This is a genomic window from Anabaenopsis arnoldii, from assembly GCF_028331025.1.
GTDB lineage: Bacteria > Cyanobacteriota > Cyanobacteriia > Cyanobacteriales > Nostocaceae > Anabaenopsis > Anabaenopsis arnoldii.
In genome coordinates this window covers 56,235-79,100 of the sequence record NZ_JAQMUH010000185.1, presented here as the reverse complement: position 1 = coordinate 79,100, position 22,866 = coordinate 56,235, and the positions used below count along the sequence as shown (strand labels likewise).

At 42.0% G+C, this 22,866-nt stretch carries 16 protein-coding genes; 8 read left to right on the top strand and 8 right to left on the bottom strand.

The features are described 5' to 3' along the window. Window positions 1-123: 123 nt before the first annotated feature. Complete coding sequence (locus PN457_RS16510) at window positions 124-840, bottom strand: Ycf66 family protein (RefSeq protein WP_271734586.1); 717 nt, start codon at window positions 838-840, stop codon at window positions 124-126. A 48-nt stretch (window positions 841-888) separates the two neighbouring features. Beyond that, complete coding sequence (locus PN457_RS16505; protein WP_271734585.1) at window positions 889-2,118, bottom strand: cation:proton antiporter; 1,230 nt, start codon at window positions 2,116-2,118, stop codon at window positions 889-891. Between the two features lie 350 nt (window positions 2,119-2,468). Between PN457_RS16505 and gndA the strand changes: the two genes are divergently transcribed. Further along, on the top strand, window positions 2,469-3,899 hold the full coding sequence (gene gndA, locus PN457_RS16500; protein ID WP_200987492.1) for an NADP-dependent phosphogluconate dehydrogenase: 1,431 nt from the start codon (window positions 2,469-2,471) through the stop codon (window positions 3,897-3,899). Window positions 3,900-4,096: 197 nt separating this feature from the next. Here the strand turns inward: gndA and patX are convergent, their stop codons facing one another. Further along, window positions 4,097-4,330: a heterocyst-inhibiting protein PatX gene (patX, locus tag PN457_RS16495; RefSeq protein ID WP_271734583.1), complete on the bottom strand. Its 234-nt coding sequence runs from the start codon at window positions 4,328-4,330 to the stop codon at window positions 4,097-4,099. Window positions 4,331-4,436: 106 nt separating this feature from the next. After that, window positions 4,437-6,191, bottom strand: a complete 1,755-nt coding sequence (locus PN457_RS16490; protein WP_271734580.1) for an FAD-dependent oxidoreductase — start codon at window positions 6,189-6,191, stop codon at window positions 4,437-4,439. Between the two features lie 132 nt (window positions 6,192-6,323). On the opposite strand from PN457_RS16490, the gene PN457_RS16485 reads away from it, so the two are divergent. The 4 genes from PN457_RS16485 to hetR all read left to right on the top strand — a co-directional run bounded on the left by PN457_RS16485 (window position 6,324) and on the right by hetR (window position 13,441). Continuing rightward, a complete protein-coding gene (locus PN457_RS16485; RefSeq protein ID WP_271734612.1) occupies window positions 6,324-7,370 on the top strand; it encodes a zinc-dependent dehydrogenase in 1,047 nt (348 codons plus the stop codon). A 119-nt stretch (window positions 7,371-7,489) separates the two neighbouring features. Further along, window positions 7,490-8,728: an inorganic phosphate transporter gene (locus PN457_RS16480; RefSeq protein WP_271734579.1), complete on the top strand. Its 1,239-nt coding sequence runs from the start codon at window positions 7,490-7,492 to the stop codon at window positions 8,726-8,728. Window positions 8,729-9,497: 769 nt separating this feature from the next. Next, window positions 9,498-11,684 (top strand): EamA family transporter, encoded by a 2,187-nt coding sequence (locus tag PN457_RS16475; protein WP_271734610.1) that lies wholly within the window; start codon window positions 9,498-9,500, stop codon window positions 11,682-11,684. 857 nt (window positions 11,685-12,541) lie between these two features. Continuing rightward, window positions 12,542-13,441 (top strand): heterocyst differentiation master regulator HetR, encoded by a 900-nt coding sequence (gene hetR / locus PN457_RS16470; protein WP_271734578.1) that lies wholly within the window; start codon window positions 12,542-12,544, stop codon window positions 13,439-13,441. 60 nt (window positions 13,442-13,501) lie between these two features. Here hetR and PN457_RS16465 read toward each other — a convergent pair whose 3' ends face one another. Beyond that, entirely contained in the window at window positions 13,502-13,711 is a 210-nt protein-coding gene (locus tag PN457_RS16465) for a hypothetical protein (RefSeq protein ID WP_271734576.1), read from the bottom strand. Between the two features lie 229 nt (window positions 13,712-13,940). After that, on the bottom strand, window positions 13,941-14,561 hold the full coding sequence (locus PN457_RS16460) for a hypothetical protein (RefSeq protein ID WP_271734573.1): 621 nt from the start codon (window positions 14,559-14,561) through the stop codon (window positions 13,941-13,943). An 812-nt stretch (window positions 14,562-15,373) separates the two neighbouring features. On the opposite strand from PN457_RS16460, the gene PN457_RS16455 reads away from it, so the two are divergent. Beyond that, complete coding sequence (locus tag PN457_RS16455) at window positions 15,374-16,315, top strand: N-acetylmuramoyl-L-alanine amidase (protein WP_271734572.1); 942 nt, start codon at window positions 15,374-15,376, stop codon at window positions 16,313-16,315. 88 nt (window positions 16,316-16,403) lie between these two features. Here the strand turns inward: PN457_RS16455 and PN457_RS16450 are convergent, their stop codons facing one another. Then, window positions 16,404-17,381, bottom strand: a complete 978-nt coding sequence (locus tag PN457_RS16450) for a CHAD domain-containing protein (protein WP_271734571.1) — start codon at window positions 17,379-17,381, stop codon at window positions 16,404-16,406. Window positions 17,382-17,821: 440 nt separating this feature from the next. Here PN457_RS16450 and argJ point away from each other — a divergent pair, with 440 nt between their 5' ends. Then, complete coding sequence (gene argJ, locus PN457_RS16445; RefSeq protein ID WP_271734570.1) at window positions 17,822-19,090, top strand: bifunctional ornithine acetyltransferase/N-acetylglutamate synthase; 1,269 nt, start codon at window positions 17,822-17,824, stop codon at window positions 19,088-19,090. A gap of 100 nt (window positions 19,091-19,190) precedes the next feature. On the opposite strand, the gene PN457_RS16440 is transcribed toward argJ, so the two are convergent. Next, complete coding sequence (locus PN457_RS16440; RefSeq protein ID WP_271734568.1) at window positions 19,191-20,510, bottom strand: proton extrusion protein PcxA; 1,320 nt, start codon at window positions 20,508-20,510, stop codon at window positions 19,191-19,193. A gap of 87 nt (window positions 20,511-20,597) precedes the next feature. On the opposite strand from PN457_RS16440, the gene PN457_RS16435 reads away from it, so the two are divergent. Beyond that, window positions 20,598-22,745, top strand: coding sequence for a recombinase family protein (locus tag PN457_RS16435; protein WP_271734567.1), 2,148 nt, complete (start codon window positions 20,598-20,600; stop codon window positions 22,743-22,745). Window positions 22,746-22,866 lie beyond the last annotated feature (121 nt).

The following is a 22,866-nucleotide window of genomic DNA, read 5'->3' as shown; positions in this document are numbered from 1 at the left end:
GATATTATTTGCTTTTAGTTCTCACAAAACTCGATAGTTACCAGTAGCAATAAATTTAAACAAATGAAGTAAAACCCAGCACACGAAAGCTTAGAAGCTTTCATGTTTTGGGTTTAATCCAAGTCAACCAGCTTGATTAGTAGGTGGTATTTGTTCTACTGGCGCTTCCGCAGGGGGCGCAAGTGCTGCATCCGGTGCAATTTCCTCAGCAGGAAGCGATGGTTTTTCTTCCGTCTCAGGTTGTGCTGCAGCTACCATTTCCGCAGGTGGGGGATTTGGTGGAGTTGGTTCTGGGACTTCCTGGGTTGGAACTTGTTCTGCTGGTGGTGCGTCTGGTGTCACCGCAGTTTTATCAATAATCTCTACTAGAGGTTTCTGGGGTGGTGTAGAGTTGGTTGGCTCCATCTTAGGAGTTTCAGGGGTTTTCTGGGCGATCGCCTCTTGTCCCTTGTCTTGTGCGCCGCTAAATATCTTACTAATACTTTGTTGTACCTGAGCCAGCCTATCTGGGAGAGATAACTTAGTTATTTGCTCCTGAATCCCAGTTTTTATGGTTTCAGCACTGGGGACTGGGGTTTGTGCTGTTTGGGGGGTGACTTGGCGACGTAATGAAAAAGTTTGCCACCCAAACCAAACTAACAGAGCGACGCTAGCTATATGACCCAGTAATAAGCCTCCAGAAATGTGCGGAGCAAACACCCATAACACTAAACCATAGAAAAGTCCCACACCACTCCAGATAAAATCATTTTTACGGTGGATTTCCGGAAACAAGAAAGCTGTTATATAAATGGCTAAACTACCTAGTCCAACCACAAAAGCTAGAATATATGCCAGCATTTTTGGTTACTCCTTATTGCATCAGGGGTTTTAAACCCATTTTTGTCATCATTCTCCTGTTTGTGTTTGTGGCCATTGCTCCAACATTCGGTGCACAATCAGAGGCGTGGCGACACTAGTCAAACCACATACAACAACCATAGCAGCAAATACCTGTGGAGAAATTACCCAATTTCCTAATGATAGACCTCGTTGCATGATAATTAGGGTAATTTCGGCTCTGGGAACCAAACTCACACCTAGTAATGTCGCTCCGACCCATCCACTCATAAATACAGCAGGTACTGTAGCACCAATAATTTTACCTAGTACGGCTACAATTAACAGAGCGCCACCCAGACCGAAAGCCGTTATTAAGGCGTTAGGTTCAATTTGCAAACCGATACCAATAAAAAAAAACGGCACAAAAAATTCATAAAGTGTACTGAATGAAGTATCTAATTTGACAGCTTCAGGGTCGCGGCTAAACACGAGTCCAGCAAAGAATGCGCCGATGGCAACGGAAAATCCCAATAAACCAGCGATCGCAGCAATCATGAATCCAATGCTGGCAACAGTCAACATTGGATCTGGGGGTTTTTCTATTCTCCTGAGAAAAACTGTAACTGCCTCCTCACAATACCTGGAAAATACATAACAGATAGTGGCAAATAATATAGATTTCAGCAAGAAACCTCCTGCTGTTTTAACTATAACGGGTAAGATAGAACCGTTGGCACTCTCTTCTAACATAGGTGCGATCGCAAACAGCAATGCCATCAAAATCACACCGGAAATATCATCCATTTCGGCTACATCTAGCATTAGCTGACCGTTGGGGGAGTCTGTCGCTTTCTGTTCCTGCCAAACCCCAACGGCTACCCCTACACTGGTAGCGGTCATGGCAGTACTGACAAACAAACTGGAAATTAAACTTAGTTGCAGCCACCAGTAGCAGACAACAAAAGCAAGTGAGCCACTCACTAAAACATCACCCGCCCAGACGATGCTGGCACGGTAAAGTTGGCGGATTAGTCCGGCTAGGTCACTTTCTAATCCCACTCGGAATAGTAAGATAATGATGCCTAATTTTGCCAAGAAGTCAAAAATTTCTTCTCCCTCTGGGGAAAGGATATGCCATTGATGATCAATCAGGCGCAGGACAAATCCTACTACTAAATAGCCAACCAAAGCAGGAACACCAATGCTTTCTAAACCAGACTTGATGAAAATGGCGATCGCAATTGCTATACCCACCAGTAACACCAATAATGGTAGTGCCTGTAAGGATTCATTCATATAGGCTGTCCTGACTGTTTTTGATTTGTTGACCTTCTACTATGTCTAAAGCAATGGAGAGGGTTAACTCATCCTCTATATGAAAGAAATTGATTTAATCAACTACCCCGCCCCATCAGCTGATGGGGAATTCCCCGAGTTTAGTTAACATTGTCATTTCCTGATTTTGTACTTAAGTAACAAGTATACAAAATTGACTGGAATACTGAGAGTTGCAACAACTATTTCCTTGTGTTAATTATAGATTCTCACTGTTTATTCAAGTCTTAAGGTCTTCTTTAGGAGATCAGCCAAAATCTCGGTCTACCCTAAAGATAAAAGGATCTGCAAGAGTTAGCCAAACATAATTTATGACACTACAAAGCTTTGGTGTGATTGGATTAGCCGTAATGGGTGAAAATATAGCTCTTAACGTCGAGCGTAATGGCTTCCCAATTGCAGTTTATAACCGCTCCAGAGAAAAAACCGACGCGTTTATGGCGCAGCGTGCACCAGGAAGGAACGTCAAAGCCGCCTTTACCCTAGAAGAATTTGTTGCATCATTAGAACGCCCCCGCAAAATCCTGGTGATGGTGCAAGCTGGTAAGCCAGTAGATGCAGTAATTGCCCAACTCAAACCTTTACTAGATGAAGGCGATATCATTATCGATGGTGGTAACTCTTGGTTTGAAGATACAGAACGCCGGACTCAGGAATTAGAACCTGTGGGACTGCGGTTTATTGGTATGGGTGTGAGTGGCGGTGAAGAAGGCGCTTTGAATGGCCCTTCACTTATGCCTGGTGGTACACCCAGCTCCTATGAATATCTCTCCCCAATTTTAAACAAGATTGCCGCCCAAGTCGATGATGGCCCTTGTGTAACCTATATTGGCCCTGGTGGTTCTGGCCATTATGTCAAAATGGTACACAACGGTATTGAGTATGGTGATATGCAGTTAATTGCAGAAGCCTACGACCTGCTGAAAAATGTGGCTGGGTTAAGTGCAAGTCAGTTACATGAGGTGTTCACTGAGTGGAACACCACCGATGAACTTAATTCCTTTTTGATTGAGATCACATCTAATATTTTCCCTTACGTTGACCCCGAAACCAAGAAACCCTTGGTAGATTTAATTGTTGACGCAGCTGGTCAAAAGGGAACTGGACGTTGGACTGTACAAACTGCTTTGGAATTGGGTGTGGCTATTCCCACAATTACCGCAGCAGTTAACGCCCGCATTATGTCTTCTATTAAAGATGAACGGGTAGCAGCATCTCAGAGCCTCACAGGTCCTAGTGCTAAGTTTGATGGGGATGTGAAGGATTTTGTCAATAAGGTGCGTGATGCTCTTTATTGTTCTAAAATCTGTTCTTATGCTCAGGGTATGGCGCTGTTATCTACAGCTTCCCAGACTTATAAATGGGATTTGACTCTGAGTGAAATGGCTCGGATTTGGAAAGGTGGCTGTATTATTCGTGCTGGCTTCTTAAATAAAATCAAGAAGGCTTTTAACGAAAATCCTGCATTACCTAATCTGTTGTTGGCTCCCGAATTTAAGCAAACTATTCTCGACAGACAAGATGCTTGGCGGGAAGTGATTATGACAGCTGCAAAAGTGGGTATCCCAGTACCTGCTTTTAGTGCATCCTTGGATTATTTTGACAGCTATCGCCGCGATCGCCTACCTCAAAATCTCACTCAAGCGCAACGGGACTACTTCGGCGCACATACTTACAAGCGTCTTGACAAGGAAGGAACATTCCACACTGAGTGGGTTCCCATTGCTGAAGCCAAAAAGTAAGTTCTCCAGCCTTAACCAGATTATCTGGTAACATACTTAAAAGTGACTCTGAACTTCAGAGTCACTCCGTATACATACATATCAGCGCTTCATCCCATCATTCAGTATTTACCCCTACCAGACAATTACCGCAGGCTTGTTGAGGATTTGATCCGGGTGCTTTTCACTTCTGACCGAACAGATAGGCCACTCTTCGGTCAACCATCAATACCCTGCTCTTCTATGCTATTGATACGCCCACTACCCCGGTGTGGTATGGGTTTTTCTCGGTCATTAGCTCGCGCTTGATATGCAGATGAATCTGAGTAGAACTGTTGCGAACTAGAAGAAAATAACAACATCTCAGATGAGAGATTTGCCTTTGCCTGGTAGCTAACAGCTAATACACTGAAAACCAAACTCGGAACCAAAAGTGAAATCGTAGCTCCCATAATAGATGTTTATTTTAGGACTCTCTGACTAATACTACTGTTTTTCTGGTAGAGTTTCCGGAAAAATCCTCAAAAGGTAGTCAGCTTTACTGAAAAAAAAATCAGTTTAGGATATGTCCACTTCTTCAGCTATTAACCAATAACCAGCATGATTTAAGTGACCCCAAATAGTTAGGGGTTGCCCATCTATTAACCTTTGTAGTTTTTCCTCTATGGGCGATCGCAAGGTCACAATCTGCCAAGTTTGACCATCATAGTCATCTGGTGTTGTCATGGTAAATTGGTAATCCTGCTGATTTCGCCCCTGAAAAATACCTGTAAAACAACTTACACTGTGTGTTAACACTTGTTTACTCTCTAAGTAAATAGGGTAATTTCCACTGAATGGATAGGCTTGAGGTTGATTTAAATAATACAATTGCCAATTTATCCATGCAGGATTTTGGGCTGATATATCTAAATTAAATAAAGGTACAATAGCCCCAGGCGCTTGCAAGTCTGTTAACAGAGCAATTTGCAGTTGTCTCACAGGTAAATCCCTCGGCTGACAATTCAACTCCACACACATAGCTGCAGCCATTCCCGCAGCTTGACCAATACCCATCACCACAGGTTGTAATCTAGTAGCACCATTGGCAATGTGAGATACAGAAATATTCTTTTCACAAACCAATAAACCATCTGTGATTCTGGGGATCAAGCACCCATAGGGAACAGTAAAGGGTGTACCAGTCCAACGCCCCCCCCAGCATATAGATTTAGGTTGCAGTGGTAAATTGAATCCAGGATAATGATGGTCGTTAGCGTAATTACCCACAGCAATGGTATCGGCACACAAAGGGGCGACCCTACCCCCAGACATGGGTAAAATATCCTGTTCTACCACAGTAGTTACCCCCACCAAGCGGCGACTTTCCCGGTAGTAAGGATGCAAGGCAAAAGCACCACAGTTACCCGGAAAAACTGACTTAGCCAAACCATAGCGCCTACCCAAGTTTTTTTGGATAAAATGAGCAAAATTTTGGCTATGCCAGCGACATTCTTGTAAAAATTCTTTTTTATCTGCTTCTGATTCGATTAATCTTCCTACACCTTCGCCATAGTCATTACCACATATAGGCCAGTTGATCATAAATCGACCACCCGGCAAACGTCCATAATTTAAGAACTTCTCAGCCCCATAATTATCCCAAGCACCGGCAAACAAGGCCGGATCATAATTGGGGGATCGGATAATTTCCGGAGCAATACTTTCACCAAAATCTTGCATCACTACCACCCAAGTAGGGGCTTGCACCGGATACCTTTGTGTGACATAATTAAAATCCGCTGGGGCGCTGCTTTCTCCCCACTGAGATTGTAATTCCCAGCCCCAACGGTGAGGTATTTCTGCTAAAGCCAATAAATCCCCCAATTCTGTACCGTCAAGAATTATCTTGGCAGTAACTGTGAAGTCGGCAAACCGCGCACCAGTTATACAATTCCCCAGCTGCAATACTTCTTTTGGTACCTGTCCAGAAATCCAATGCAGATTCTCTAATTCTTCCACCCAATCAGTAAAAATCTTGGCTCCAATGCCGGGATCATAGCTAAAAAAGCTCACCCAACTATTATCTAATCCCCCCGGCTGTCGCCGCCGTAATTCTTGTAAAAATGCGCCCCATAAGCCAGTTTGAAAAGCCATTAACTCATTCCCATCGGGTGCAGATACCCCTGCGGATGTGAGCATTCCCCCTAACCAAGGAAACTCACTGACTAAAATGGTTTTTGCTCCCCTTCTTGCTGCTTGAATGGCCGCCGCAGTTCCCCCAGTTCCTCCGCCTACAACTAAGACATCAGCTGTATATGTCTGATGAACCATCACTCCACCTCGGTCAATTTTTCATGATTTTATTTCATTGGGAAAATTTAATCTTAAAAGGGAGGATGACAGTTGATTATTTCAGCTCGACTAAATGTTAAATCTAATAAAGATGAGTGGGAAAAAACAAAGGTGAAAGCACAAGTATTTAGAGGTGTCAATCAACTATCATACGAAGAAATCCCAGTCCCGAACCTAGAACCGGATGAGGTGCTGGTACAGGTGAGAGTTGTGGGGTTGTGTCAGTCAGATATTAAAAAAATTCGTTATCCTTTGTATGCACCACCGCGGATATTTGGTCATGAAACAGCCGGAACTATTGCCGCTGTAGGTTCTCAGGTACAATCTTGGCAAGTAGGACAACGGGTAGCGGTGATGCACCATATCCCCTGTATGCGTTGCTCCTACTGCCTCAATGATAATTTCTCTATGTGCGATGTCTATAAAAATATCTCTACCACAGCCGGATTTAATCCTAGCGGTGGCGGTTTTGCTGAGTATGTCAAGGTTCCAGGACATATTGTCCAAAATGGGGGGTTAATTCCCATTCCCGATGAGATCAGCTTTGAAGAGGCGAGTTTTGTAGAACCGACTAACTGCTGTCTCAAAGCTGTGAAAAAAGCCCAAATTGCTCCGGGACAAACTGTTCTAGTAACAGGTGCAGGACCGATTGGGTTAATGTTTGTCATGTTGGTTAAGTATTTTGGGGCGAAAGCGATCGCCACTGATTTATTACCATCGAGAATTGAGAAAGCCCTGAATGTGGGTGCAGATGCGGCTTTTGATGCGCGGGATCCTGATTTACCAGGGAAAATTCACGCCTTGACTGGGGGGATGGGCGTTGATGTGACTCTCTTAGCGGTTCCCAGTGATAAGGCTTTCTTTCAAGCCTTGGAATGTACCCGCAAAGGTGGTAAAATCCTATTCTTCGCCGAATTTCCCGATCAAGTAGAAATTCCCATTAACCCGAATATTCTTTACCGTCGGGAAATTGACTTGATGGGTAGTTACAGTTCATCCTATCGGCTTCAGGGTTTATCAGCGGATATTGTGTTTAATCGGCGTATCGATGTCCAAGCCTTGATTAGCGATCGCTATCCATTACAAGATTTATCAGCAGCCGTAGCACAAGCGATCGCACCTACACCAGAAACATACAAAATTTTAATTTATCCGTAATCCGGGCAAACAAGATAACAGCAGAAAATATTTATAGCGCTGCTCGTGATTTGAGGATAGTCCCTTGCTATTGATTGATCACACAATCGCTGTGTTCTTTCCATCTACCCCCTACCTAAATGTCCATTACCTTAATTTTCATCGCCCTACTAGCCTTTTACGTCGCCTGGAATCTCGGCGCTAATGATGTCGCCAACTCCATGGGAACCTCTGTAGGATCCAAAGCTATCACCCTAAAACAAGCAATAATTATTGCTGGAATTTTAGAGTTTACGGGCGCTGTATTATTTGGGCATGAAGTATCCCAAACCTTAGCCACGAAAATTGCTCATCCTGCTTTATTCACTGCTACACCAGAAATTTACATAACTGGTATGGTCACAGTCTTAATTACCTGTGGTTTGTGGCTGCAAATTGCTACCTCTCGCGGTCTACCTGTAGCTTCATCTCATGCAGTGGTCGGTGCGATCGCCGGATTTAGTTGGGTAGCTGGGGGAGGAAGTGCAATTAATTGGTCATCCATTGGCTTAGTCAGCATCGGCTGGATTTGCACACCAATTATTAGTAGTGCCATTGCGGCTTTATTCTACAGTCAAATTAAGCACTGGATTTTACAACAACCAAATTCAATAGCACAGCTGCAACAGTGGATTCCCTGGTTGAGTGTAATTATACTGACTATATTCGGTGTAATTGTTCTCCCTTCCTTAACGGAACCCCTGACCAACTACTTAAATCAGCAAGTAGGTTTAAACCTACCCAGTTATGACATTCCCTTATTTACAGGTGCTGTTGCAGCTGTTGCACTCACGGTCATTAGTTGGCGACAGTTAGCAGCACAGGGAGGAGAAGTAGAACGCCTATTCGCTCGCTTTCAAGTTCTCAGTGCTTGCTTTGTCGCCTTTGCTCATGGTTCTAATGATGTGGGTAATGCCATAGCTCCTTTAGCTACTATCGTCTATATTAATCTCACTGGTAGCGTACCTATTAATGGCATCACCATCCCCATCTGGATTCTAATCCTTGGTGGTGCTGGTATTGTCGCCGGTTTAGCTGTGTGGGGTGAAAAGGTAATTGCTACCATTGGCGAAAATATAATTTCTTTACAACCTAGTAGTGGATTTTGTGCCGAACTTGCAACCGCTACTACCATCCTGCTAGCCTCTCGGTTAGGCTTACCTGTATCCACCTCCCATGCTCTTGTTGGCGGTGTGATTGGTATTGGAATGGTGCAAAATACCAAATCAATTAAATTTCGCACTTTACAAGATATCGCAGTTGCATGGATAATTACAATTCCAGTGACTGCAATCCTGAGCGCTGTCATCTTTAGTACAGCCAGGATTGTATTCCTATAATATATAGTATTCCTATAATATATAGAAATCCGTTTTGATTTCTGAATTGATTTGTCTAGGTAGGGAACAGGGAACAGGGAATAGGGAACAGGTAACAGGTAAGAAGAATTGCCGTTTGTACTGAGTCTTGTTCAAAAATCAAATAGGAGTCCTATATATTATTCTTTATTTATGTTCATCAAATGATACTTATCTACCTTCTACCTCAAACTCATGTTGCTACAACGCCAAAAGCAGAATGTGTTTTTGCAGAATAACAGTTAATTGATTAAAATAGTTTATAGAGGATAATTATACTGGGAATTTCTGGTGATTACGAGTTTAATAGATATTAATAATGTGACTTATCACACAAGATACATTCAGACAAAATTAACATACAAGCCCATAACTTTTTTCATACTGTGGTCTTAATATACTTACTCATAAGTTGTTAGGAATTACTGTTACTGCTAAAAAAACAGTATTTATATGCGGTATGATGTTTTTCTGTCATCAATTCTCCGTAGAGAACCGTTAATTTAGATAAGTCTGTCATGAAAAGCAGTTCTGTGATAGTGAAGATAACAGAGTATAGTATGGCTGTTATGTAAATAAATAAATTTAGATACTTTGCCAACCGGGCACTCAGCATGACAAAATTACCTTTAGGTCTACAGTTTCTACGAAAGTTTTCAGCCAGTCTGACAAAATCCAGAAACTGAGTATGAGTACCAAGCCAGTTGACAAAAAGGAGCTTTATCTTCCAGGTGTTAGAGGTGAGAAGCTAATGGGGCGATTTGAGAAGCGACCAGACAACCAGCGAGTTAGAGGTGATCTATCCAGAGCAGCAGAGACAGCTTTATGGGCTGTAGTGGAGGACTTAGAAAGTCTCCAGCAAAATGTGCTCAGATCCTTACAGGAAGAAATAAAACGGCTTCAGGCGGATAAAAGTCGTTTATCTGACGAAATTCAGCAGTTATTAGAGGAAAAAGAACACTTACAAAAGGTACGGCAAATCACCGAACAGCAAGTGTTAATCCGTCAGTTATCAGAAGCCTTAGCAAAACATATATCTTCGCAACTGCAATTATCACTGGCCAGTTTAGCTCGCAAATCAGTAGAAGGTGATTCTCAGGAAACACCTGCTATTCAGTCAGCAGGGAACAACAGTCAGAATGTTGAACAGATGCTTGCTACTTTGAATGATACCCTGATTATTAGCCTTAACTCCTTACAACAGGATCTGAAAAGTTATCAAAATCATCTTTCTCAACAGTTGTCTCAAGTGCAGAGCCAACAGCAGCAAGGGGAAGTGATGGCACAGGAGTTGATTAATCATCTGCGTGCTGAACTGGTCAAAACCATGGAGGAAATCTCTATATCAGCAGTCAAAGCATCACCTCCTGCCATTTTACACCCATCGGAGTCACAGCTACCCCGTTCTTCTCAGACACATTTACAGTCAGGAGTAATCGAGACTAGCAGCAGCGACCCCAGTTCTACTGGAGATTTATCAGAAAGTAACAATATTGATCTTTCTACACTAGGTTTATCGTCGAACACAATATCATCTCTAGGGACTAAACCAAATTCTCTACCCGATAGAGATGTGTCTGAACCTGAAACCCCATCACCACCAGAGGTGAGGGAATCGAGTTTATTAACTAGTACGGAACCTTTGGAACCTGAAACCCCATCACCACCAGAGGTGAGGGAATCGAGTTTATTAACTAGTACGGAAGCTTTGGAACCTGAAACCCCATCACCACCAGAGGTGACGGAATCGAGTTTATTAACTAGTACGGAAGCTTTGGAACCTGAAACCCCATCACCACCAGAGGTGACGGAATCGAGTTTATTAACTAGTACTTTATCTGAACCCAAGACTAAAACCCTTAGTTCTGAACCAGCAACTAGTCCAGAAGTAAAACCCCCATCACGACGGTCACTTAGCTCCCGCAGGTTTTCGCCAGTCCAGGTCGGTTTCTTGCTGGTTGTGTTGTCAACAGTCGTATCATCGCTATACAACATAGTCATCAAGTGGATGTTTTTTAAACCTCAGGACAATTTGGGAGTTTTGGAGATACAGGGAGTTATTTCGCCAACACTGGGAAATATATTTTTAATTTTAATGCTACGTCTGCTGGTAGTTGTGCCACTAATGTTGCTCTTGGCTCCCATGATGCATCCACAAGTATGGCAAGATATACAAACTCTGGTGGAATCATTAGGTGGTAACTCTACTCCGAATCGTAGTCTGAAGAAACAAAGAATTTTACAGATGTCGATCGCCAGTGGTTGTTTTCTGTTTGTATCTCAGGTGCTGATCTACCTTGCTATTGGTCAGGTAGCTACTGGAATGGCGATCGCTTTGTTCTTTGTCTACCCCATGATCAGCGGATTTCTCTCATGGTTACTGTTCGGCGATCGCCCTCATGGATTCCGATTTGCTGCTATGGTTGCTATTTTATGCGGTGAATTAATGGTTTTAGGCGGTTCTAGTACCATGGGTACGAGTATTTTTAATCTGGGAAGCACCACGGGTATTTTAGCTGGTTTAGCTTTTGCATGCTACGTGATTTTGACAAGGATATGTGCTAGTAAACTGCATCCAGTGTCTTTTACGTTAGTTAATTTTAGCACCATGTTCCTGTTGACCTTTATCTGTTTGATGCTACCTTTACCAAGAAACTTGAATATTAGTGTTGAGCCTTCTAATTTGCTGGAACTTATTTTGATTGCTTTTATTTTGGGCGTTCTAACTCTAGTAGGTTATGTCCTCAACAATGTTGGTATTCGCAAATTAGGTGCTTTACGATCAGCGATTATTGGAGCGGGTGTGCCAATTTTAACTTTAGTTTTTGCTGCTTTAATACTTGAGGAAAGCTTGGCAGTTGTGCAAGTTATGGGAGTGTTATTTGTAACAATTGGCGTAGCAGCTTACAGTTTGGAGAAAATGCTCCCCTCCCCTTAGAACTTTTTCTAGTTGGCAAAATGACACAAAGTCCAGACCTGACACAAGACTACCAGGGGAAAACCACACTAGCTGTCACGACTCCTTTAGCCTACATCCCCGATGCCCCAACGTAGCTTACTTGTGTCGTCCTTTTTTCATTTTCAGATGAATTCTTCAGTGAATATATTGATGTTACTTATATAGTATATGTATTAATATTTACTTATGTTTTTTAGCATAGTACTTTCTGAGAATCAGAGATTTATTCGGGCTCATGTCCAGCCCGAAGAGCTAATGAGGCTATAAATGATCATCTTTGGGTAAATATCAGGGAAGCTTGACAAATAATTGCATATTAAGCATTTTAATGCTATTGAGGTGGGTATTGAAAATAAATTACTTTATATAAAATTAATACAAAACCAAGCCAAAAAAGAATATCATATTCTAAGAAAATAAAATGTATGTTGAACTGAGAATTATCTGCTAAATTTTAGGTAGATAACTTTACCTTAGAGCAACTGCCTATACTCCCAAAAAATGCTGAAAGTTTTAACCAACAGGGTTACAACATCTTGGCAAAGCTGCCTGTGAACCTAATGGCATCAGGTTCACCTTATGGCTAAATAAGTCCCAACCACGAATGGAAATCTGTAAACAACCAACGGATGCTGGAAGCTTATTGAATCCATGCGAGAGTTATTGTAGTCAGATATACCCACTCGATTATCATGTGCGACTCCCGAAAAATTGGGAATTCAAGGATAATAAGGATAATTAGCTGGAAACTGAAGACACTGGCGGCAATTGGATGTATAATAGTTATTACTGTGTGACTAACAAATCTGTAAACTTGCTATTCAACTGTCTGTAATATGAATAACGACATAGATCTGATTAAGCGTCTTAGCCCTAGTGCCATGGATCAGATCATGCTTTATCTGGCTTTTAGTGCCATGCGGACGAGTGGGCATAGGCATGGAGCATTTTTAGATGCAGCAGCAACGGCGGCTAAATGTGCGATATACATGACCTATCTAGAGCAAGGACAAAATCTGCGGATGACCGGTCACTTGCATCATCTAGAGCCGAAAAGGGTAAAAATCATTGTGGAGGAAGTCAGACAAGCGCTAACAGAAGGGAAATTATTAAAGATGTTAGGTTCTCAAGAACCTCGCTATCTGATTCAATTGCCTTATGTTTGGATGGAAAAGTTTCCCTGGCAACCAGGGATGTCTCGTGTACCTGGGACGAGTTTGACCGGTGAAGAAAAAAGACAAATTGAGCAGAAACTACCGAGTAATCTGCCTGATGCTCAATTGACTACATCTCTTGAGTTTTTGGATCTGATTGAATTTCTACACAGGCGATCGCAAGAGGTATTGCCACCGGAGCATCAAATGCCCTTGAGCGAAGCCTTAGCAGAGCATATCAAGCGTCGGCTACTATACTCGGGTACAGTCACGCGCATTGATTCTCCTTGGGGAATGCCCTTTTACGCTCTTACCCGTCCTTTTTATGCGCCAGTAGACGATCAAGAGCGCACATACATCATGGTGGAAGATACAGCCCGGTATTTCCGGATGATGAAAGATTGGTCAGAACAGCGGCCAAATACCATGCGAGCCTTAGAAGAACTTGATATACCATCCGAAAAATGGGATCAGGCCATGGCAGAATTGGATGAAATCATTCGTGCTTGGGGGGATAAATATCACCAAAGCGGTGGGATTCCTATGATTTTGCAGATGGTTTTTGGGAGAAAAGAAGACTGATAGTCGAGGTGTTATAGCATTAACACCTTTTACTATGACAGTGGGATGTAAATATGAATACTATACTCTAAAGGTAGGGGCTGCTCTTTCGCTGCAACGCTGCTGAAGTGACTGCGCTTTTATGCACCTAGAGGGGGCGATGGCATCTAGGGGAGAACAAATAGTTTTAAGTGCTTCCCTGAAACCAGGAATCTCCACCTCTGGGGACTGGAGAGTATCAACTCTTGGCAGTGCGGGATCAAACCGGGATAAAACACTTAAAAAACTCACAAGCAAGAGCTTTTAACTTTTAGTCCTCCGTGCTAGGGAGCATACCCGCGCCTAATCTAGAGGTAAGTGAATTTATCACCAATGTCTGATATAATTAAGATAGTTTGTTACTGACAGATCCCTGATCTCATGGCATTTGTATGATGCCATTATCTGACTTTCTTCATGGGGAGGGGAACCCCATCCACCATGGGGCGGGGTACTTCATACAGCTAATTTATTCGATTACTCAATAATCTACAATGGGAGTGACCTCAAAAGAAGGACTAAATTTTGTGGGAACTCTAGGCGGTGCAGATGGAGGTGAAAAGCCACTCACACTGTCACTGGCATCAATACAAGTATCCATTGCTTGGGTAGGTGCAATATCCATCACACTACGTAAACCCACCACACACTGAGCGAAACGCTCAGGTAACAAACTACGCATACAGTAATTTAAAACTCTTGTGTCTACGGTTTTTTCGGTATTAATACTGACATCAACAACACAAGTAGATAAATCTTGGGGTCGCCGGGATTGCTCACAGGAAGAGAGAGCATCTACGGCACTAATTTGAGTTTGCTGATTAATTCTCACCACGCAAGCCGATAAGTCTCTCGGACGCAGTGCTTTTGCACATCCTTGTGATACAGCTTGTTCAGTTAGTCCCAAATCCAACAGTCGAGCTGTACAGACACGGTAATCATTAGCGTTAGAAACAGCCACACTGGGATTGGGGATCATCACCGCCAAAAATCCAGCTATAGCCAAAACTGGCGTTGTCAAATGCATCCTTTTACTCTCAAATCTTCCCAGAGTTGAACTACCTTGGGAGTTCCCAGCTTGACTCAATTTTTTTTTCCTCATCGCCTTTCTCCAAACACCCAAGGTTATGCTAACTCAAATTTATGCCTAGTATGGTAGCAAACCAGGAAATTTAGCGCAATTTTAATCACCCGCAGCTAAATCTTGACAGATTCTAGGGTGGCGGGGAAACAAGTTGTATTGCTTGAGAGGTTAATCCGAGACAGTTTAAACAAGGCTAAGAGGATGTTTGATAAGTTTTCAACAGGTAATTTTTATCTTAGGGAACACCGAACACACCGAACACACCGAACAGGGAATGGGGAACACACCGAACACACAAAAAACAATAAAATCCAGTCACCTTTCCCTTATAAAGGGAAAGGTGAGGGGGGGGTCAAACAATAGTTGATACACTAATCATGACTTGACAAACATCCTCTCAGGCTAACTTTTTTGACGGGTGTGCTAAGTTTCCCAGATTTCAATGAAAGCAGCATAAGCAATCAATTCAATATCGCCAAAATGTTAAGATTGCAGGGGATTGTTTAGAAGTTCCCAAAATTGGTTTGATTAAGGCAGTCTTTCATAGACCAATTGAGGGTAAATTCAAAACCGTTACCCTGAGCAAGACCCCTACAGATAAATATTTTGCTTCCATCTTCTGTGAGGTAGAGGGTGACTTTAGTGAACTCCTTGGAGATAAAATCCTGGGTGTTGATTTGGGATTGAAAGACTTTGCTGTGGGTATCTGTCAATCAAACCAGAAGCCTACAGTGTAGCGTCAGGTCAGTGTAGGTAGTTCACAACCTGATAATTGGCCTAGTATAACCAGAATAAATTAGAACTTAGAAGCAAAACTAGAGGTTCAACACATGAAATTTGGCATTGATATTGGTCATAATTCGCCTCCAGACACAGGTGCTGTTGGGATCAAATCTGAGGATGTTTTAAATACAGATGTGGGGAATAGAGTTATCTCAAAGTTAAGGGCTTTGGGACATGAAGTCATAGTCTGTAAACCAGATAGGTCTACTTCCGTCTCGAATTCACTGTTCCAAAGAATTAATACCGCCAATACTAACAAAGTTGGAGTTTTTGTCTCAATACATTTTAACGCTTTTAATGGTCGGGCTAATGGTACAGAAGTATTTGCAACTAGTGATGCTGGAAGGAAAATTGCTCAACCGGTGTTAAATGAAATTGTCAAATTAGGATTTTTTAATCGTGGGGTTAAAAGTGGGTCTCACTTATATGTCCTGAAAAATACTAGGATGCCTGCCATTCTTATAGAATGCTGCTTTATTGATTCACCAAGAGATATGAATATCTTTGAATCGGAGGCAACTGCTAATGCCATCGTCAAAGGCTTGACGGGTGAACTGCCTAGCACCCCTGTTAATCCGGTGCCAGATGAAGAGTTGAATATAGACACTACAGTTATCAGACTGCAGAGAACCTTAAACCAATTACAAATTACCGATAGTAATGGTAGGCCTTTGGTAGAAGATAACATCATGGGACAGGCCACAAGCTCGGCAACAGTCAATTTTCAGAATATTGTCGGACTATCACCCACTGGAGTTGCAGACACAAGTACCTGGAATGCGATTAATCTGATTTTAGCTAAACGAATAGTCAGACCTAACCACGCTGGCGGTGAAGTTGTCAGATATCTACAACACCGTGTCGGTGCTGGTGTGGATGGTATCTATGGACCCCAGACAAGAACAGCCATTAGGGCATATCAAAGACAAAATGGTTTACTTACCGATGGTATTGTTGGACAAATGACCTGGCAAAAATTAATTGGTTAGCTTCACTAGAGTTACCAGCAAGCAATCAGTGGGGGCTTCCTCCACTGGGGGCAAATACAATTGTACATGTCATGGGGCAAGCAAATTCTCAATCTTGTGTAGCCATAAGGTTGAGTACTGTTAAATGAAAACTGTGGCGATGTTGAGTTTGCAAATAGCGCTCTTGCAAAGGTTGCCATTGCTGCCACATTTGATAACGATTTTCTTTTAATAAACTGGTGAGGGTCGGTAGTTGGGCATCAAGTGACTGGAATACATCCTCCAGCCACTCACCCATCACCACACTATCTTGCATCTTTCCTAATATGTCTTGGATACTTTTGACTTCCGCAACATAACCTGCGTAAGATTCACCATATAAATCACTAAATAACTCCATTTGGTAACGCAGGCGTTTGGCTTGTTTACGTAAATTGTGAATGCTCGCGCCTTTAGTTGTCAATTCCTGTTCTATGTTTTCTGCTGGCCAGTTTGTACAAACTTCTACATCTGCATCTATAATATCAGTCCCCACTAGCCACCCCGGATGTAGTAAAAAACTACTCACTTCAGGTAAAAGTAAATCCGGTAACACTTGTTCAATGCTTAGAGATGCTAAAGGTTTATAAATAGGTTGATCTAACCAAAGTAACAATCCTTGTTTGAGAGAATTGTAAGCTTCCCCTTGTAATGTTTTCCGCGTCCGCGATAATGCCTTTTGGCGTTGTTTACCTAAAACATTTAAAGCTGTTGCCAGTACTTTTTGTTCCTTGGGAGGTAAATATGGTTGGTAAAGGGTTTCTAAAGTTTCTTTAAGTACATCTATATCCCTGAGATTACCTAAATTACTGGCAATTTTACTGATTTTTTTGTCACTAGCTGACTCCGGTAAATTCAGTACCAAATCCAACCTACTGATTGCAGTACGTAGGCGACGCATCCCGACTCGCATTTGATGCAATCCTTCTGGATCCTCATCTTTTTTTACTGCTGTCTCCCATTTCACAGTTTTTTTCAGGTGTTGTTGAATTGCCTGGTAAGCATATTCCTTGATACTTTTCACTGTGGGTTTTACTACCAATGTCATAATTCAAAATCAAATACTGAGTTAAATGATTGTATATTAACATTAGTTAAAAAATTGTATTTGTATATTCTCCTTTATGAATAGTAACCAATAATACCGTTACCACTTGATGGTGTTTATTCCTAATCTGGAATTAAGAAAATTATATGTCGTTTAAGAAAATATTAACAAAATAATTGCAATCACCTGGTAATAAGCAGTTTTAGCCATATATTCAGACCTACATACCTTCGCCGTTCAAGAATATTGATACAAAAGATAAATAAAGTGTATGACACCTCATATCTAAAATGCTATACTGTGCTATGTGGATGCACCCTGATGATCTGGAGAGCTGCCCATGCGGCTCTCCTTATTTCATACCCGGCAAATATCTGGTGGTTGTGAAGAATTGGTATAATCATCGCCAGTTAATCAGCTAAGAGTGGCGGGAGAAAAAAATGGCAGATTGGCAGGAAATTAGTGGCGGTGTTACAGCTCCAAGAGGTTATCAGGCTGCGGGGATCACGGCGGGACTAAAGCCTTCGGGATTGCCAGATTTAGCTTTAATCTGGTCCGATGTAGAGGCGATCGCAGCTGGTGTATTCACCACTAGCCAAGTTAAAGCCGCCTGTGTAGACTATTGTCGCCAACGCCTACAAGCCAAACATAGCGCCCGTGCAATCCTCTGCAATGCTGGTCAAGCCAATGCTTCCACAGGTATGCAAGGTATGCATGATGCTGTAGAAAGTGCCGAAATATTAGCGCGGGAATTAAATATCCCCCCGGAATCGATTTTGCTAGCTTCCACCGGTGTGATTGGTCAACGCATGAAAATGGATGCCCTACGTGGTGGTATTCCTCAGCTAGTAGCAGCACTCTCCCAAACAGGTTCGGATGCAGCAGCCAAGGCAATTGTCACTACAGACTTGGTAACAAAATCTATTGCTTTAGAAACAACTATCGGCGATCGCCCAGTGCGAATTGGTGGTATTGCCAAAGGTTCCGGGATGATTCATCCCAACATGGCTACTATGTTAGCATTTGTGACTTGTGATGCAGCCGTTTCATCTCATTTGTGGCAACAAATGTTAAGTAGGGCTGCCGATCAAAGTTTTAATTCCATTACCGTAGATGGTGATACCAGCACCAACGATAGTTTAATTGCTTTGGCTAATGGTCAATCTCGCACACCAGCAATTACCGAAATCGGTCCAGAAGCTGAAAAATTACAGGCCATGTTGACAGCAGTCTGTCAGCATTTAGCAAAAGCGATCGCCCGTGATGGTGAAGGTGCAACCTGCTTAATTGAAGTTCAAGTCACAGGTGCTCATGATCAAGCTTCCGCCCGTCAAATTGCTAAAACCATTGTAGGTTCATCTCTGGTTAAATCTGCCATCTTTGGACGTGATCCCAACTGGGGACGTATCGCCGCCGCCGCCGGACGTGCTGGCGTACCCTTTGAGCAAGACAACTTACAAATTAAATTAGGGGATTTCCTATTATTAGAAAATGGTCAACCAGTATCATTTAACCGTGCAGCAGCCAGTGCATATTTAAAACAAACTGCGGCTGACTCTTCTGTGTATCACGACCATCTCCCAGGACAAAGAATAGATAATCCGGTCATTATTGCAGTTAAGGTTGGTAATGGACATGGTTCTGGTAAAGCTTGGGGGTGTGATTTGAGTTACGACTATGTAAAAATTAACGCCGAGTACACCACTTGAGTTAAAGCTGAGAAACACCCCGGTGCGGTAATGACTCGGTATAAAGCCTAGCTCTTGCATCTAGATTTCCCGAATTTATTACCGCAACATTGATGATTTTTTACTCATTCATATTCCGATATGTAGCCACAGCAGAAGGTGATATGCGGTTTAAATAACGGAAAATCCAGTACTTAAAGATGGTATCCAAAATCACCGGGAATGTAGCAATAAATAAGAAAATAAAATCTCGGTTAGCTGGTAAGCCCCAATGACGTGATACACTCTCTAAAATTATTTCCCAGCCATGGGGAGAGTGGAAACCGACAAAGACATCAGTAAATAAAATAATAATAAATGCCTTAGCACTATCACTTAAACCATAAACAATATTATCAAAGAAATCTTTTAACACCATAATCGAAGGCTTGCTAATCAGCAGCAAATAAATAAAAGCACCAACAGAAAAAATATCTGAAAAAACATTTTTAATGGCGTTAGCACTTTCCCGACGAAATTGTTCGGCAATTTCATGGGCTTTTTCCTCCATCTCCATTTCCATCTCTTCCCCAGATAGTCGCGGTGCGCCACTAATCAAATTTTTAAACTTGATTTTTTCTTCAAATCTTTGCATTTCTAATAATGCTTCTTCCTCCATTTCCAAGTTGAGAAATATTGGTACTGTTTCCTCACTTCTGAAATGATTAACCAGCGGACTTACTACTAATACCTTAGATATTTGATGGGTTAAGAGAGGAACTATTATTAATAATAAAATCAATCTAATGGCTATTATGGTTCTTCTTTGATTATGACGAAAGTTTTTAATAACATCTTCTTCAGCATTGGGATCTAATTCAACTTGCAGACGACTGATTGTACCTAAAAGCGAACGGGGTAATATTCCAACTGTGTCAGATTTACCGCGCTTTTTTTGATTCTGTTCTTGATTTTGACTTGGTAGTTTTGGTGCAGATGGTTGAGAGTTAGGCGGAGTAACTTTGACTATTTGAGGCGGATTTACTAACTCCGGGTAATTGACCTCAGAATCCAAGTTATGATACTTACAGATAACTTGATCAATGAAATTTAATTTCTCTAAAATGGCAGACGGAGTAGGATATTCTATACCGGTTTTCCTCGCAGCCCTGTGATGAGATTCATTAGAAAACCAACGACTGGCTCGAAACTCTGTCAGTCGCATCCGAGCAATTTTTAATTGTTGCTTTAAAACTGACTCAAAATAATCCATCACACTGTTACTGTAGATGTCTGAATTTATCTCTATTTTGTTCCCAGCGAAATGCTCATTTTCTACTAATTTAATCTCTAATGCAGCCTTATAAGCTGCATCCAGTGAACGCTCAGGCGTGAGTAAGTACCATCTGTAGGCAGACAATAAAAACGGGTAAACTTTCTGGCTCAAAATCGGTATTTTCATCGTCAGTAATTATTCATCATTGATGATTGATTATGATCATTAAGTTGAAATACGAAGTATAATAGCAAATCTACAAGGGGAGTATTTGTGATTTCTCATTCTATTTGGGTTGAAGGTCCTAGTCGCAGTGGTAAGACGACGCGCTTGGTAGAGAATTTGTCTAATTGGCTGCAAACTGAAAATTATAATTCCCCATTATCTGACACCGATAAACTAGGAAAGCAACCAGCCCAGTCCATACAACCACTCTTACATCTGCAAAAAACACATCCGGGGGTTTTGGTTTTAGCTGCAAATAGTGATAATCGTCGTACTTTGGCTGATCAAATCGCTACAGCTACTCAGGGAAAATATCCACTTCGAGTCAAAACGATGATGGGTTTTTTTCAAGATGAAGTTATTTTATTTTGGCCTTTATTAATTGAGTCTTTAAATCTCAAAGCACAATTCCCCATAGTATTACGCCCCGAGACTGAACAAGAATTGGCTACAAAATTGTGGGGTTCCCAGTTGGATGCAGCTACTGTGCGCCGTCGTGCAGGAGTGAACGAGTACCGTTTAGTACGCCGTATCCTCGATTTACTACAATTAGCCGCTTACAGTGGTACCCGCTGTGAAGATATTAGTGAGATTTTGCAAACAGGCTTACAAGAAAATGCCATGGATTTAGATCCGGATTTTGTGGCATCTTTATTGCTAGGTTGGCGCAACTGGTGTTTAGAAAGGGGATTGCTTAGTTATGGGATAATTACTGAAGTTTATAGTCAAAAATTATTCAGCCATCCCAACTACCAACAGCACTTAAATCAACGCTATCAAGCTATAGTGGCAGATGATGTTGATGATTACCCAGGAGTAGCGCGACAACTGTTTGATTTTTTGTTGGATCAAGGTGCAGTGGGTGCATTTAGCTATAACCCAGATGGTGCATCACGTCTGGGATTGGGGGCTGACCCCGATTATTTGCAGGGTTTAGCACAGCGTTGTCAGATTCAGACATTAACTACATCACCTTTACCAAGTTTATCAGATAAACTTTTGACCCCCATGCTAGACTTAATCACCCCATCGATGATGTTATCTAGCTTACCACCACCAGCACGGCTAATTAAAACCACATCTCGGGCTGAATTATTAAGAAATATAGCAAAGGAAATTATTCAAGCTATCAAAACTGGACAAGTTAAACCAGAGGAAGTAGCAATTATCGCCCCTGGTCTAGATGCGATCGCTCGTTATACTTTAGTAGAAATCCTCACCAAGCAAAATATACCAGTCCAATCACTCAACCACCAACGACCCCTGATTACTTCATCTGTGATTCGTGCATTACTGACCATGCTAACACTAATCTATCCGGGTCTAGGTCGCCTAGTACATCGAGATGCGGTAGCCGAAATGTTAGTTATCTTGAGTAGAAAAACAGCAGTTGTTGATCATTCTTCCTCATTTTCCCCCCGCATCGACCCAGTACGCGCCGGATTGATTGCAGATTACTGTTTTGTACCTCATCCCGACCATCCCCACTTGCTACCAGTTACCGCATTTGATCGCTGGGATCGCATCGGCTATGCCGCTACTACAGCTTATCATCAGATTTTACAGTGGTTAGAAAAACAGCGAGCTGCTTGCAGCAGCGCTACGCTATCACAGCTGCGTTTAATTTCCAATCCCATTTCTGTTTTATTCCTAGCGATTCAAGACTTTTTATTGACAAATTCTCATCTTCCCTACGACCAAATGGCAGCATTGCGCGAATTCCTAGAAACTGCTCAACACTATTGGGAAATTCATAGCCGATTACAGCAGGGGAATTCCAGCACAACCATTGCTGAATTTATACAACTACTCCGACGTGGGACTATTACCGCCAATCCCTACCCCTTGCGTCCTATTGGACCAGGTAGCAAAGCTGTTACCCTCACAACTATTTTCCAATATCGTTCTAGCAGAACATTTCACCCTTGGCATTTCTGGTTAGATGTTGGTTCCCCGTTATGGGTAAAAGGTGGTGCGTCTATGCTATTTGGGTCACAATTATTCTTACAACAGAGGTTAGGGGAACCTTGGACAGCAGAAGATGAAAATCTGCTAGAAGAAAGAAGATTACCGCATATTTTGGCAGATTTACTCTCTCGAGTCAGCGATCAACTCTATTTATGTCACAGCGACTTGGCTATAAATGGGCAAGAACAATTAGGACGTATGTTATATTTAGTACATTCTATTGGGTAAAAGTTATGGCAGTGATCAAAATGCGAATCATCCATGAGTTTTTTCCGGGTCACCCTACGTCAGTGTAGGAGTATGTCACAATATTAAGTAACGTAAATAAATTTAAGACAAATCAAACTTA

Coding starts and splice junctions, on each gene's coding strand:
- argJ (WP_271734570.1), top strand. CDS start 17,822: ATGGCAGATTGGCAGGAAATTAGTGGCGGTGTTACAGCTCCAAGAGGT.
- PN457_RS16440 (WP_271734568.1), bottom strand. CDS start 20,510: ATGAAAATACCGATTTTGAGCCAGAAAGTTTACCCGTTTTTATTGTCT.
- hetR (WP_271734578.1), top strand. CDS start 12,542: ATGAATAACGACATAGATCTGATTAAGCGTCTTAGCCCTAGTGCCATG.
- PN457_RS16490 (WP_271734580.1), bottom strand. CDS start 6,191: ATGGTTCATCAGACATATACAGCTGATGTCTTAGTTGTAGGCGGAGGA.
- PN457_RS16475 (WP_271734610.1), top strand. CDS start 9,498: ATGGGGCGATTTGAGAAGCGACCAGACAACCAGCGAGTTAGAGGTGAT.
- patX (WP_271734583.1), bottom strand. CDS start 4,330: ATGGGAGCTACGATTTCACTTTTGGTTCCGAGTTTGGTTTTCAGTGTA.
- PN457_RS16450 (WP_271734571.1), bottom strand. CDS start 17,381: ATGACATTGGTAGTAAAACCCACAGTGAAAAGTATCAAGGAATATGCT.
- PN457_RS16510 (WP_271734586.1), bottom strand. CDS start 840: ATGCTGGCATATATTCTAGCTTTTGTGGTTGGACTAGGTAGTTTAGCC.
- PN457_RS16480 (WP_271734579.1), top strand. CDS start 7,490: ATGTCCATTACCTTAATTTTCATCGCCCTACTAGCCTTTTACGTCGCC.
- gndA (WP_200987492.1), top strand. CDS start 2,469: ATGACACTACAAAGCTTTGGTGTGATTGGATTAGCCGTAATGGGTGAA.
- PN457_RS16455 (WP_271734572.1), top strand. CDS start 15,374: ATGAAATTTGGCATTGATATTGGTCATAATTCGCCTCCAGACACAGGT.
- PN457_RS16505 (WP_271734585.1), bottom strand. CDS start 2,118: ATGAATGAATCCTTACAGGCACTACCATTATTGGTGTTACTGGTGGGT.
- PN457_RS16460 (WP_271734573.1), bottom strand. CDS start 14,561: ATGAGGAAAAAAAAATTGAGTCAAGCTGGGAACTCCCAAGGTAGTTCA.